Origin of the sequence: Pseudoflavonifractor sp. 60 (genome assembly GCF_009911645.1) — a bacterium.
GTDB lineage: Bacteria > Bacillota > Clostridia > Oscillospirales > Oscillospiraceae > Lawsonibacter.
Window position 1 is genome coordinate 17,331 of sequence record NZ_QWKI01000170.1, and the last position, 13,284, is coordinate 30,614.

General features: G+C 54.5%; 17 protein-coding genes. 1 reads left to right on the plus strand and 16 read right to left on the minus strand.

What is annotated here, in order from left to right; translation table 11 throughout:
• Nucleotides 1-432 precede the first annotated feature (432 nt).
• The 12 genes from D1646_RS17405 to D1646_RS17460 form a co-directional block, all read right to left on the minus strand.
• The gene (locus D1646_RS17405; protein WP_160637681.1) at nt 433-1,308 is read right to left on the minus strand and encodes a Rad52/Rad22 family DNA repair protein; all 876 of its coding nucleotides are present in this window, start codon (nt 1,306-1,308) and stop codon (nt 433-435) included.
• A 4-nt stretch (nt 1,309-1,312) separates the two neighbouring features.
• Nucleotides 1,313-1,987, minus strand: coding sequence for a hypothetical protein (locus D1646_RS17410; protein WP_160637682.1), 675 nt, complete (start codon nt 1,985-1,987; stop codon nt 1,313-1,315).
• Nucleotides 1,987-2,427 (minus strand): hypothetical protein, encoded by a 441-nt coding sequence (locus tag D1646_RS17415; RefSeq protein ID WP_160637683.1) that lies wholly within the window; start codon nt 2,425-2,427, stop codon nt 1,987-1,989. The genes D1646_RS17410 and D1646_RS17415 overlap by 1 nt, the downstream gene beginning before the upstream one ends.
• 144 nt (nt 2,428-2,571) lie before the next feature.
• Entirely contained in the window at nt 2,572-2,865 is a 294-nt protein-coding gene (locus D1646_RS17420) for a hypothetical protein (protein WP_160637684.1), read from the minus strand.
• A complete protein-coding gene (locus D1646_RS17425) occupies nt 2,862-3,410 on the minus strand; it encodes a hypothetical protein (protein WP_160637685.1) in 549 nt (182 codons plus the stop codon). The genes D1646_RS17420 and D1646_RS17425 overlap by 4 nt, the downstream gene beginning before the upstream one ends.
• A gap of 12 nt (nt 3,411-3,422) precedes the next feature.
• Complete coding sequence (locus D1646_RS17430; RefSeq protein WP_160637686.1) at nt 3,423-3,707, minus strand: hypothetical protein; 285 nt, start codon at nt 3,705-3,707, stop codon at nt 3,423-3,425.
• Nucleotides 3,708-3,740: 33 nt separating this feature from the next.
• On the minus strand, nt 3,741-5,210 hold the full coding sequence (locus tag D1646_RS17435) for a DUF6094 domain-containing protein (RefSeq protein WP_243154231.1): 1,470 nt from the start codon (nt 5,208-5,210) through the stop codon (nt 3,741-3,743).
• Nucleotides 5,211-5,337: 127 nt separating this feature from the next.
• Nucleotides 5,338-5,988 (minus strand): hypothetical protein, encoded by a 651-nt coding sequence (locus D1646_RS17440; protein ID WP_160637688.1) that lies wholly within the window; start codon nt 5,986-5,988, stop codon nt 5,338-5,340.
• A gap of 15 nt (nt 5,989-6,003) precedes the next feature.
• Complete coding sequence (locus D1646_RS17445; protein WP_160637689.1) at nt 6,004-6,213, minus strand: hypothetical protein; 210 nt, start codon at nt 6,211-6,213, stop codon at nt 6,004-6,006.
• Between the two features lie 12 nt (nt 6,214-6,225).
• Nucleotides 6,226-7,134, minus strand: coding sequence for a hypothetical protein (locus D1646_RS17450; protein ID WP_160637690.1), 909 nt, complete (start codon nt 7,132-7,134; stop codon nt 6,226-6,228).
• On the minus strand, nt 7,068-8,567 hold the full coding sequence (locus tag D1646_RS17455; protein WP_160637691.1) for a hypothetical protein: 1,500 nt from the start codon (nt 8,565-8,567) through the stop codon (nt 7,068-7,070). Before D1646_RS17455 ends, D1646_RS17450 begins: the two co-directional genes overlap by 67 nt.
• A gap of 274 nt (nt 8,568-8,841) precedes the next feature.
• Nucleotides 8,842-9,348: a TetR/AcrR family transcriptional regulator gene (locus tag D1646_RS17460; protein WP_160637692.1), complete on the minus strand. Its 507-nt coding sequence runs from the start codon at nt 9,346-9,348 to the stop codon at nt 8,842-8,844.
• 135 nt (nt 9,349-9,483) lie between these two features.
• Between D1646_RS17460 and D1646_RS17465 the strand changes: the two genes are divergently transcribed.
• The gene (locus D1646_RS17465) at nt 9,484-10,230 is read left to right on the plus strand and encodes an alpha/beta hydrolase (RefSeq protein ID WP_160637693.1); all 747 of its coding nucleotides are present in this window, start codon (nt 9,484-9,486) and stop codon (nt 10,228-10,230) included.
• 280 nt (nt 10,231-10,510) lie between these two features.
• On the opposite strand, the gene D1646_RS24035 is transcribed toward D1646_RS17465, so the two are convergent.
• The 4 genes from D1646_RS24035 to D1646_RS17485 form a co-directional block, all read right to left on the minus strand.
• Nucleotides 10,511-11,596 carry a hypothetical protein gene (locus D1646_RS24035; protein WP_347565247.1) on the minus strand — a complete coding sequence of 362 codons (1,086 nt, stop codon included), beginning with the start codon at nt 11,594-11,596 and terminating at the stop codon, nt 10,511-10,513.
• On the minus strand, nt 11,590-11,769 hold the full coding sequence (locus D1646_RS17475) for a hypothetical protein (protein ID WP_160637694.1): 180 nt from the start codon (nt 11,767-11,769) through the stop codon (nt 11,590-11,592). The genes D1646_RS24035 and D1646_RS17475 overlap by 7 nt, the downstream gene beginning before the upstream one ends.
• Before the next feature lie 246 nt (nt 11,770-12,015).
• Complete coding sequence (locus tag D1646_RS17480; RefSeq protein ID WP_160637695.1) at nt 12,016-12,579, minus strand: hypothetical protein; 564 nt, start codon at nt 12,577-12,579, stop codon at nt 12,016-12,018.
• Nucleotides 12,580-12,637: 58 nt separating this feature from the next.
• Nucleotides 12,638-13,093, minus strand: coding sequence for a single-stranded DNA-binding protein (locus D1646_RS17485; RefSeq protein WP_160637696.1), 456 nt, complete (start codon nt 13,091-13,093; stop codon nt 12,638-12,640).
• Nucleotides 13,094-13,284 lie beyond the last annotated feature (191 nt).

Below are 13,284 nucleotides of genomic sequence, written 5' to 3' on the forward strand. Positions count from 1 at the left end.
GTCATCCCCCAGTTCCTCAATGAAGTAGAGGGGATTGAAGATGGACAGGAACACATCCCGTTCCCCAAACATGTCCGTCAGATCAAGCTGGCGAATTTCATAGCCGTCATAGTGGATGGACATACGGTTTTTGTGCCGGGTTCGGGTCAGCTCATGGGGCGCACCCGTCTCATCCACGAAGCGCAGGGAGATGAACACATCGGGCCGAAACTCATTGTGCAGCTTGTCGATGCCCCGCTCCCCGAAAAAGGGCTGGCCGGTGATGGCAAAGGCGATGGCGTCGGCGATACTGGTTTTACCTTTCCCGTTGCCGCCGGTGATGGTGGTGGGATTGCCGAAGACCAGATCGGTGGTCTCCCGGTAGGACTTGAAGCCCTCGATGGTCATGCCGGTGATCTGAAACCGTTCAATCTTTTTCATCGCGTCCTCCTATTACGCCGCCTGATCCTGGGGCATCACAATCCGGTAGTCCCGCAAAATGTAAAATACCACGGTGTCCTGCTTCTGAAGCTCCAGCTTCACGCCGGTCAGCTGAACACCATTGACCAGCTCTGGGCGCTCACCCATGGCGACCGTGGCGATTTGCTTTTGATCCCAACCCCGCAGCATTACAGTGGTGTGAATCCCGTTGGCAAATTTCTGGGGACGGGTCACGATGACGGTATAGGTTCCGGTTTTGTTGTCCGGCTCCGGTTGGGGCTTGGGCATTGGCTGGACCGGAGCGGGGGCCGGCTGCGGATTGGGGGCGGGAGCATCCTTGGCTTGCTTGGGAGTCAAAGTAGACTGCACCCCACTGGCGGGAGTCGGCGTCAGCTTCAGTCTGTTCAAGGTGTCCGTGTATGCCTTGTCCAGGATAGCCCGCTGGTCCTTGGGAATGACCCAGCTCCTGCCCTGCTTCTCAATATTCACCCAGACGACACCCATGCCGTAGAGTACCCGGCCTCCAATTCCCCACTGGACTGCGGCCCGCTTCATGCTGTCGGACAGGCCGCCCTTGACCGGCTCAATGTCCGAGTCCTCAGCGCCGTCCCACTTGGTAATGAAGCCTTTCTCCGGAAAGTAGATGGAAATACCGCAGATCTGGGCCTCCTTCTGTCCGGAACGGTGCCAGGGCTTGTACTCGTTGTACCAGCCGTCCGGACCCACCACATCGTCCAGCCGGGTTTGAATCGCCCGGTTGGTTACATAGGGGACGGCGATTCCCCGGAGCTTGCTCTCAATGGCTTTTTGCAGCCGCCACTCCAGATCCTCCGGAGCAAAGGGACGGGCCAGCTCCGCCTGGATCGTTCTCGTGTCCTTCTGTTCCATAAGATTACCTCCTCGACAAAAAATCTTTCAGTGTTTTCCCGTCCTCCACCAGAACATCGGTGTAATAGTGGGAGGGCGTCTTGTGTTTCATCTGTTCCAACAGATCACGGAACCCGGCATGGAGCCGGTTGTTCTGCTCGGAGAAGAGGTCATTATTGTTGGGCATTCTCAGGATGTACGCCGCCAGGGTGTGGAGCCGGGCTGGGTCCTTGTAGACCGGCAGGGCGTTGTTCCCCAGACAGACTTTCAAATTGCCATGTACGTTGGAAAATGGATACCGGTAGGTGGGGGTATCCGGCGTCAGCCGCTCATCCTTGACCACGCATAGGCTGACCTCCGCCACTTTCTTTTCGTTGGGCATATATTTGAAGCAGAACACCAGCCGGGGAATGGGAAAGCCTGGATACTCCGTTTCATAGTAGGAGAAATCAGCGTGGAGCTCCGGGTATCGGATGTAATAGTAGACATATTTTTTCTCCATCACCACAGCGATACAGCCTTCGGGCAGCAGACCGGTAGGGTGACTCTCATCATCCACGCGGCTGGTCAGGATACAGTTGGATAGTGATTCTGGGGAAATATTTTTCCGGGTGATCACGCCCTTTTTGCTGTGCCGCTCTGCCTCAATCTCTGCCCGCTCACTGTTGATGCGGATAATCATGTCGTAATCTTTCGGCATTACGCCGCCTCCTTCCGCTGCGCCGCCGTCACTGTGGACAGCGGGATGATCCTGGTTTCCTCCGCCAGCTCCGCCTCCATCCTTTGATTAAGGGTCAAAAAGAGACTTCGGATATCCAGAAGCGCTTTCGGGAGCTCGTCATGGCTGTAAAATTCACAGTCTGTAAACAGCACCACACACTTTCGGCCGCGCTTGGAAAGCGACTGCCGCCAGTCATAGCCGTAGTTGTAGCTGCTAAATCTAAAGTTTTCCCGAATACACCCTTCCATTTTGTCTCGGTACGGATTTTCTTCTTCGCTGCTCCCTTTACGCTGCTCGTATTTCTGACACAGCTGACAGAATGTGTCAATCATCGGGTCACCAAACAGCCATGTGTCCATCTCGTGCTTCTCGTTAAAGTAGATATCCGTATCCCGGAATATCCATCCAGCGGCATCCATGGCAACCGCATAGGAATTATCAGCGTCCAGTTCCCATATACCAAGGTTTTCTTTGTCAGTTTCCGATAAACCGCTGTCAAACATTACTTTTGCGGTATGCAGTAACGAAAAAAAGGAATAATTTAATTCTTCCATAAGGTCACCTCAGCAAAACATTCGGGCTTTACCGGCTTCCGGCGGAAGGTTGTCCACCGTTTCCACAAGCTGTTTCAGCTTGTATTCAGCTCGGCCCAAGGCATCGTGATATTCCGCCAGGGCTTCAATGTCTTCCGCGTCAAAGGCGGTGTAGTCAATATCCCCCAGATAAATGACGGCGCCGTTCATACAGGGCAGGAGAATCTTCTCCAGCAGATAGGGGTTGACACCATCGGTAGGAACCGGCGGCTCGTCCTTCGCCTGAGAAAACCGCATAGAGAGCAGCTTCAAATCCAGTTTCATGCCGTTGTCTCCATCTCCAGTGTAACTGTGCACAAGGCATAGTCCTGCGGGTGAACGGCTACCGCTTTCTCCAGTTCTGGGTTAAGTACGGAACACTTCTGCTCCAGGTAGTACAGTCCGCAGTCCGGCATGAACACCCCACCCATCATAGCCAAGTGCCAGGCGGAGTGGGCCTCCAGCGCTTTATTGCTTCCATCCGCCGTAACATGGCAGACCAGGATATCCCGAATCCGTTCTGTTTGGTCAAAATTGATATTGCTCAGCATACCGGCTGAATGAAACGCAACAGCATCGTCCCGTCTTTGCTTCGCCTGGTAGAGCACATTGAGGAAGGCTACCGGGTCCTCCCGCCCCAGCACGACGCTGTAAGGGGCCGAAACATCCTGGCCCCAGGGCTGGTTGGAGGGATAAAAGCGGGAATAAAACCTACCCAGATCAGGGAGCAACAGCTGTGTAACTGCGGCCCATGCCTGTGCGCGGGCCTGCTCTGTGTTTTTGGGCAGCCATTTTCTCGGCACAATGACCGCCAGATAGTTGAATTTCATAGGCACACTCCTTCAATAGTCCTCTGGGAGTAAAACAGTCGTGGCCGACCGATCCCATTCGGTGATGATCCAAAACTTGACACCGTCCTTGCTGTGGTAGACGGAGTGCAAACGTTCCTCGCTCTTAACCGCTCTGTCGTTGGACCATTTGTCCTGCGGGCCCACATCGCCCCAGTCACAGTTCTGGTGCCGCTGGAGAGCGGCCAATATTTCTGCCTTCGGGACAATTTCCAGCACATGAGGCGTCGCTACTGTCCGTCCCAAATCAAAGGGGACGGAAATCGTTGGAAATTTCATGTTGTGCCTCCTTCAGGTCAGCGCCTGAAATCCCTATGGGGTCAGGACGTTGAAAATCATTTTGTTGGAGATGGTCTCATGGATCTCGGAGCCGATATGCTTTCCGTTCGCAGCGTACCGGTCCTCGCTCTCCGTCCGGGTCACCTTGATGATCCGGCCCTTGATGATGTGAGGGGCATCACACTGGATGAGCCCGTTTATCATCCCAGAGCCGCCGATCAGCCCAATCTGGCTGATGGATAGAGGCAGAAGCGGACGCTTCACACCCTTGTCCAATTCACTGCGGGCCATGAGCTGGGCGAAGCTGTCACACCGCCGAAGCTGCTGCTCCAGCTCCTTCTCATTGACATTTTCACCCTTAAAGGTTTTTACCTCCAGCGGCTGGGCCGGGAGCGGATACTGATTCTCTGGAATCTCCGTCAGGCTGGGTATGGCGGCGGGATTGACAGTATACCGTTCCAGCCACAGGGTATCCTCCGGCATCTCCGAACGGCGCTTGCGCAGGCCCAGAACGGCGATCTGCTTGAACTTCTTAAACTCGCTGTCCGTAAACCGCCAAACAGTCAGTCCCTCAAAGTTGTCCACCAACACCCGGCAGATATCCGGGGTCAGGCGGTAGTAAGGAATGACGTAGACCAGCAGGCCGCCATACATCAGGTGGCAGAGACTTTCAATCAGAAACCGCTTCTCATGTCTCGACCTGTTGCCACTCTCGTTGAGGACAGACAGATAGGGCGGATTGAGGAACAGCAGATGAAACGTCTCATGGCTGACCTGGCTGTAGAAGAAGCTGCCAAAGCCCACCCGATGCAGGCGGGTCTGGGCCTCCTCCGCCCGGCTTTCATCCAGCTCCACCCCGTAGGCGTAGCAATCGTCGTCGCGTGCTCCATATCCCTCGCTTCCGGCTGACGCCGAAAACTCGCTCATTCCGCCGCTCCGCCTCGCCAAATCGGACCCGCTTCGCTGGGCTCCGATTTGGAACTGTTGCAGGGCCTTCCCGCAGCCGCAGCAGGGGTCGAACAGGTTGGTGGTCACGCCCTCCGGGAATTGAATCCCCCGCAAAATGAGGGAGATGTTGTCCGGGTCGGTGGGGTAGTAGCCCAGCTTGACGTTGTTCATCAGCCGGCCGATCACCGCCGCGTTGGTAGTGCCGTCCACGGGAAACTCCTTGATGAAGTTTTGGATGGCATCGTAGACAGGGCGGTAGACGTTGCTCATCAGGTCGAAGCTCAGCAATCCCGCCTGGAGCATGGCCGCCGTCTTGGCGGTCTGGTATTCCTCCGCCTCCATCAGCAGGAGCCGGGCGTCGCCAATGGCCTGAGCCAAATTCCGCCGGATGACTTGCAGCTGGGAAAAGGTGTCCCGGGCAGCGGTCAGGTCGGTATCCTTGTACTTTTCCACCCTGGCCCGCTGGATCACCATGCTCTGTGTCAGATCAGCGATGGAGCCTTGCAGCGTTTTCAACTGCTCTATGGCGTAGCACCGCTCAGGCTGCCCGCTCATGGGCGTTCCCCTCCTTTCGGAGCGTGCGGAACTCATTAGATTGTACCGACATTTTGATACCCTCCTTCTAAAAATTGAGAGAGCAAGGGCACAAAACTCCTTTGCTCTCCATATTTCTCAGCGGCAGTTACGCCGCCGGTCTGAAGATTTTCCCCTTCTCCGGATTGAAAACGGGGGCATTTTCCTCCGGAGTGCCGGGAATGATTTTCAGTGTGTAGCTGCTCTCTCTGGCTAACTTGAACATACCGATGAAACGGTTCAGCTCCTCATCGGCGGACTCATTGTCCTTCTGTTCCTTGACAGGCTCGAAGTCCGCATCCATGACCTCCGCTTTCTGGGGGCGGGTGATCAGGGATGTCCAGAAGGACCGCAGGGCCGACGCCAGCAGCAGATGGAACAGGCTCCGCTTTCTGGGCTTCAGATGGATGACCTCATCGGCCTGCACTTCGTCGATCTCGCTGAGGGCCACGGTCAGCTTCCCAGCCGCCACATAGGCGGAGGACAGGAAACAGGACACCGCCGCGCTCTCAAAGGCGAACAGCTCCGGGGTCTGCACCCGCTTGGCGATCAGGCGCTGACAGGTCACGCTGGCGGCCTCCAGGTCGTCCACCCGGATGTCGTCGGCGGACACAGTCCCGGCGATGATCACGCCGCTGCCGCTGATGGTCCTGGCCTTGGTGCCGTAGGCCACCTTCAGGCAGCCCTTGACCACCAGACGCTCGGTCTCCAGCGCCTCATAGCTCACAGTCTCCCCCTTGGGGATGTAGATAGTTTTCATCTTGATCCACTCCTATTACAGTTCCTTCGGCGGCACTGGCCGTCCATCGCCCAGCCGCACATCCTGATGGCTGTCGAACACTTCCCGGTAAACCTCTTTCCCTGTCGCGCCGCAGTCCTGGCAGGTCCAGCCGGTATGGCCGCCGCTGTCAGCGGAAGCGTTCTCCCCATAGATCAGGGGACCGCCGCAGACGGGGCAGACGCCGGCGACATCCTTAAATTCCATACCGGCCTCCATTCACGCTGCCACAGCCTCCTTCATCCGGACGGGCAGCACCATGGCGAAGTCGCCACGCCCCTCCGCCTCCAGCACAATAGGGGCCACAGGGCTGATGACCTTCATCTTTACCTGGGACTCTCCACGGAACTGCCGGAGGGCGTCAACCATGTAGCCCAGCTCAAAGCCGAAGCCAATGGTATTCTCTCCATCAATCTGTACCTGGGTGCTGTAGTTTCCACTGGCCGCCGCCAGAGACAGCCTGCCGCTGGAAAAAAAGATATGGGCCTTATCGGTGCTGTGGAGCAGCTTCTTCAGATAGTCCAGCTCGCCCAGGAAGTCCTTCGGACAGACGTAGAACTCCTCCGAAAACTTCTTGGGGACAGCGCCGTCCACGTTGAATACAAACGGGCCCTCAATCCGGGTCTGAATCGCCATCGCCCCACCGGTCAACTGGAGATAATTTTCACCCATGATAGCTGTGATCTCTTGGTTACCGAAAAATTTCAGATATCCCAGTGCCTCGGGCAGTACCATAAAGGGTTGGCGGACGATCAAATCGTCGTCCACATCCCAGGCCAGCCGGTTGCCGTCCAGGGCAAAAATCTTGTTGCCGCTGAATTGCACATGAGTACGCTGAGCTTCCTCGTTGGCGTATGGTTTCCTCAACGTGTATTTGACATGCTCCACCCGCTCCAACAGCCGGGCGGCGTTGACCGTGTAGGTATGCTTGGCCTCGACCTTTGGCGCAGAGGGGTAATCCTCCGGCAAAAAGGCCATGACCTGAGCACACCGAGGGCCGCAGGATATGGTGAGTTGGAGCCAGTGGTCCTTGCCGCGGCTCTGCTCCTCCATCTCCAGAGTTAGCGTCCCCTCAAAGTGCTTACAGGCCTGAGCGGCGTCCCTGGGCCGCTGGAACACAAAGGCCACATCGTCTCCCTGAGCGGGGATGGACGTTCTCCCCAAAACTTCTCCGACTCCAGGACTTCCCGCAGTCGGATTTTGGCTTCCTTCCTAAACTGTGTCTCTCCAATTTTGACATTATCACGCCACTCTCGGGGGAACGTCTCCCCCAAGCTCTCGAAGACCAGGGCGGGGTCCAGCTCGCAGTAAGTGCCGCCGCAGGACATGCGCACCGTGATTTCCGGGAGGAACTGATCCAGACGGCCTACCACAGTATAGAGCCGGGTTGCTTTCTCATCCCGGTCGTCCACGGGAGAAAATTTCGCTGCCATGCTGTTATGGCTGTGGATGTCCATGTAGTGGAGATACCGCTCCTCCGGAAACTCGTCCCGACTCAGGTCGGCGCTGATATGAGCCTTGGAGGCCTCCTGGGGCGGAACATGGACCACAAACTGCTCCTGTTCCTTGTCCCAGAGAATGTGGGCCAATGTCTCAAATTCCTCCAGCCCTCTCATGTAGCAGCGAAAGAAAGAGATGATCTGGCCCAACAGGGAGGCGGGAATCAGCGGGAGGGCCGGGGTAAACCCGGCCCTGATCGTCTGAAAGTCCACCACATTGTTTTTGGGGGCGATGAACTTCCCCAGCTCGGTCTTGCGCAGTTCGTAGACCTTGCCATCCCCGGAGGGGAGCAGGCAGATGGTCTTATCTGACGCTTTGGCCTCCTCCAAGGAGGTAAATACGCCCTTGTAGCTGGCGATGCCCTTGCTCTGGGCTGTGACCCGGGGCTTCACCAGGCAGTTGGGACTCTTGTCCTTGGACTTCTTCAGCCCGTCCAAAAACGCCTTGGACCGCTCAATCTCCTCCTTGACGGACTGGATTGTGGTACCCTTGGGGTCGGTGATGGCTTTGGTGACCTTGCCGTATTCTACCGACCAGGATACCCGCTTGCCCTCGCCCAGCTCCGGAAAATCATCCGCCTTGGCGATGCGCAGCTCCTCAAAGGTCATGGCGCTGTCGGTAATCTCATCCTTGGCGCTGCCATAGGAGAAGATGGGCGGCTTCTCAAACAGGGACTTGGCCGCCGTCTGGGCCGCCTGAGTTTCCTGCTTGTCAATGGCCGCCGAAATGGGATTGACAGGCTCAGCGGTGGGACTCTGTGTTTTGGTCTGCGGGGCAGACGGTTCCTCCGGCTTGGGCTGGGGCGTCGGGGATGCGGGCGGCTCTGGCGTCACGGCTGGGGCCGCAGCGGGCTCAGAGGTCGCAGCCGGGGACTCCGCAGCTGCGGGGGATTCCACTTGGGACTGTTCCTGGGGAGCGGCAGGCTCCTCCGCCTGCGCAGCCAGGGCGTCAAAGGGATTGATGTCGCTGGCGGGGCCTCCACCGCCAAAGATAGCGGCCACGTCCAGGTCCTCGCTGTCTTCCATTCCGGAAAACGGGAATGCGTTGTTGGGTTCACTCATAATGTGCTGCTCCTTTCGTTTTTTGAACAAAAAAGACTGTGTCCGCCTCTCAAAAAGGCAAATACACAGTCATTCTTGTTCGTTTATTCAATTTCAAGGTCGATTGAAGTCCGGTGCGTTGGGACGCACTACGCCCCTGGCCGCTTTCCATTCCTCCCTAACTTACTCCGCCCTGAAATACATCTACATTTTATCATCCGGGACAGGAGCTGTATAGTTGGGGTTTTTTCAACTAGCAATATAGGTTCTATAAAAAGCTTGTTTCATTTCATCTTTATGTTTTTTTCGGTTGAATGAACTCTTTTGCAAGCTCTCTCAATTCCTCTGGTGTTTCATTCATCCCTCTTGAAATCCATTCATCTGCCCAGCCGAACAAAGCCCCGGCGATAGATGCTGTGCCATAGGCCAAAATGGGTGGCATATCCGCTTTTAATCCACAGGCGTTTTTAATATTTTCATGGAGCATCCAGGAAAGGCCAGAGCGATAAAGCAAAAGATAGAAATTACGGTTCGTATAAAAATACCGGAGCAGACTGTCAGAAAAATCTTGCCCTGGTGTGGCATCAAAATCCTGTTGCCATTCTTCCATCAGCTTCATTAGATATCGCCGCAGGACATCATCCTTATCAGCAAAATTCCGATAGACTGAGGAACGGCTTACCTGGGCGGCAGAGGCCAAATCAGAAATGCTGATTGCCTGATACGGCCTTGTTTCCATCAACTTTAAAAGCGCCGCTGTAACCTGAGTGCGCACATGGGTTGCATTTTCATAGACAGCCATGCAACAAATCACCCCTGTTTGTCCCATTTTTGTTAATCATATTGCAAAAGATAGCCTAAAATGCTACACTTGTCCCGCAGAAGATCATAAGGTGTTTCAAGAGCATTGTCAAGATGAAAAAGTAGGTGCTTTGCTTTGAGCAGAACAAAAAGGGAAAAGAAGTCCTGGAAGGTATGGATGAAAATTTTTGGGATTATTTTGCTTATTATCATCCTTCTGATAGGCGGCGTATTGCTATTCCTTGTCCATCAGTTAAGAAAAGGAGCAGAAGGCAGAGCCGTTAATCAAGCCGCTATGGTAAAGTCCGATGAGGAACTACTGGGAGAGCATTTCTACGTTCCTCGTCAGGGCCTTGATCCGGTGGATGTGAATATCTACCTCCCGGAAGATGGAGAAAACCTCCCGGTAGTATTTAATCTTCACGGCGGGGCTTTTATCGCAGGAGACGCCGATACCTTGGACAGTCAATCCTTGCGCTTGTCCCAGGACTGGAGTGCCGTGATAGTCACCGTCAATTATAAGCTGGCGGTAGACGACATTGCCATTGAGTACGGCACACAGGAAGTTGTGGACACAGTAAAATATTTTCTGGAACACGCAGAGGAATACCGCATAGACCCAAACAAGGCGGTGTTGTTGGGCTATTCCGCAGGAGGCTATCACGCTGCAATGGCTGCTCACACTTTAGAGAGAGCGGGTATAGACCTTGCCGCCCAGGTACTGTGCTACTCTTTTATTGGTGAAGTGCTGGACAGCTTCAATGCGCTTTCTCAGGAACAGCAGGCCAACCTGCCCGCAACACTTTTCGTATTGGCTGACAATGACCCTATCAGTGATGGGTCTCTGGGGTACGAAACCGCTTTGCGGGGGGGCGGGGGTTAATACCGAGATAAAAAAGTATGACGGTTCCATCCACGGTTTTTTAGAGGAAAATAATCCGGAGTATGAGGACTTGCCCGCAGGGGCTGCCAGCAAGTCCCCAGAACAGGAGGCTATGGCCCGGAATGGCGAGGTTTACATAGGCGAATGGCTGGCAAACAATTTACAATAGGGAAAATATTTCAAGGCAATTACAAAGAGGTTTTCCTAAGCAAAATAAAAACCGGCTGCACTCAGGAAGTGCAGTCGGCTTTATCAAACTCACTGTTTCATTTTACTGCGTTCAAAACGTGCCTGCCAGGTTTTTACGGTCTGCACCTTTAGAAAATTCGCCTTTAGTGTCTTCCAGAATACATAATTCCGTAAAATCATCCCTTGAATGGGTAAATCCCCTCCTTAAGTAGTCCAAACCACCGTCAACACTGCAACAACCACATTTACAACTGACAAAATCATGTCTATCGGTGGATTCAATAATATCCCCGCACAGGTTGCATTGTATGGCGTTCTTGATAATCTTTCGCACTGTCTTCACCTCAACCATATGATACACCCAAAACCTCACCAGGTCAAGCAGGCCGGTATTGACCTCGTTCTTTTCCAGCTTACCAGGTTCATCGCTCCAGGCTCCAATGATGTTTTGTACCTCCTCCGCCTTCTCCGCCGCCGCGCTGACCGCCTGGGAAACGATGGCGGTCATATCCTCTTTATGCTGGGCGGCGCTGGTGTCGATCATTTTACCTACGGCCTCCACCTGACGGCGCTTGCTGTCCAAACGATTGGCGGCATCCGCCACGGACTGCTCCAGCTGGGCGTCATGCTCTTTACACCGCTGTATCCGCTCCAGCAGATCGGTCAGGTCTTTCTGTGCCTGTTCTTCTGATTTTTCCAGCTTCTCCAGCGTGTTTAGCTCGTTTTTGCCGCCGCCCAGGTCAGAGAGAAGATCGTCCAGTTCTCCAGCGGTTTGGGAAATAAACTCCGATGCCGCTTCATAGGCGGGCAGTTCCCGACCCTCACAGATGCTTTTCAGCGTTGGGAAATCCTCACTCTGGACGATGTGGTCCAAGATCGGCGCGTTGAATTTCCGGGCCTCCACAGACAGGGATTCCTCCCCATGCCGCCGGGGCAGCAGGGAGTAGAAGGACTGAAACACATCCCGGGCCAGGGCCGGGAACGAAGCCAGCTTCTTTCCGGCGTCCTGCTCGATCTGATGCAGGCTGCCGTCGTCATTCCGGAGGTCGGCATAAATGCTGTCTTCCAGTTTGGTGGAACGCAGTACCCGGTCGGTAGTATCCTGTGCGGCGGGCGGTGTAATAGACGCCAGGGGCGAGTTCAGTACAGCGTCAATGGTGCGATAGGGCTTCAGCATTTGTCCTCACCATCCTTCCGATGGCTGCTCATCCAGGCCTGCAAAATCTGAGCGGCCCTGTCCTTGTCGAAATACAGTTCAGGAAATTCCCTCTGCAAATAGGGGATCGCGCCGAACATATTGGTTTCTCCAGATTGGCGCAACTGCTCCAAATATGCAAAATATTTTTCCATATGGTTTCCTCCATCATTTCATAGATGGAGCGGCACATTACTGCGCCGCCCCCTTTCAGTCTGGCTTCCAGTCTTTTACAAATGTGTACAGATAGAGGTTATACTCCTGACCTTCAAGACATTTTAGACTCTATCAATCTCGGCGGCGACCTCCGGTGTGGCAAATTCGTGATGGCAGGGCCAAACGATATTCCACCAGCGATTACTGTTATGGCCGGCGCGGATATGTCTAATTTTTCTTTCGGCCTACCGCACCTCCGCCGCGATTTTTCTCCATTTTTCCGGAGGGACCTTGCTCTGTATATCCTGTACCATTTGCTCGACAACCTGAGTGGCGAACATCTCCATAAGATCAAAGCTTGAGATGGGCTGAGGTATCGGCTGTTTCGACCGTGTCCGAGCGGTCAATTCAGGCAATGACGGTTTGGGTCCATCCGTCTCGTCCCAATGAAGGATACCGTACTCCAGGAGTGACATTCCTTTCTCTTGAAGGCAATAATCGTCCATTTTGTCCTTCAGAATATCCCGTTCTCTATCACTGAGCGGAAATACCCGCCGCATATTATCCCACATACCATCCTGACGATCAAAGACCAGTGTCAACGTATACCACACCAACTGATCACAGATACGGTACGGAAGTTCGATGCGTTGAATCGGAGGGTCTTGTTCCGGGTCATAGATTCCTTCAAATGCTGCGGCCAGATCAAAGTCCTTTTTGACTGTGAACATAAACACACCTTCACAATCATCAATCTCTCCCTCAAAGGAGAGACTACTGATCAACGCCTGTCTCTCTTGATCTGTCATAAATTTATCCTCTCCTTGGTTTTATGAAGCGGGAGGGGTGTCCCCTCCCGCCTGATGTTCAGAACGGCAAGCTGCCATCATCTGCGGGCTCTCCGAAATTCGGGGAGAAATCACCCGGCAGGCCAAAGGTGTCTCCACCGGCCGCTTCCACAGGACCGCCGGCGCTGGCCGGAGGTTCCTGATCCTCTTTGGTCTTGGAATCGCCAAAGTAGACACTATCGGCGATAATCTCGGCGGAGCGGCGTTTGTTACCCTCCTTGTCCGTCCAGTCCCGCATCTGCAAGCGGCCGGAGACCACGGCCATACGGCCCTTGGTGAAATACTTGCTCACAAACTCGCCGGTGGAGCGCCAGGCCACGATGTCGATAAAGTCGGTGGCACGCTCACCGGTGGTCTTATCCTTGAAGTCCCGGTCGCAGGCGATGGAAAAGCTGGCCACTGGGACATTCGCCTGGGTGTGGCGCAGTTCCGGGTCACGGGTCAGACGGCCCATAACAGTGATGTGGTTTAACATATGGCATTTCTCCTATTACAATAAGAATTACGGTAAGAGGCACGGCAGCCAGCCGTGTCTTTTTCCGCATTGTTGCCAAAGCTGTTAGAATGAGAGAGTATTGGCCTGACGCTTTCCTCCAAGGACCAACACGTCCGTTGAAAAGTCCGTCAGCCAGCCTCTCATTCGCAGCGTTCGATTTATGCAGGTAG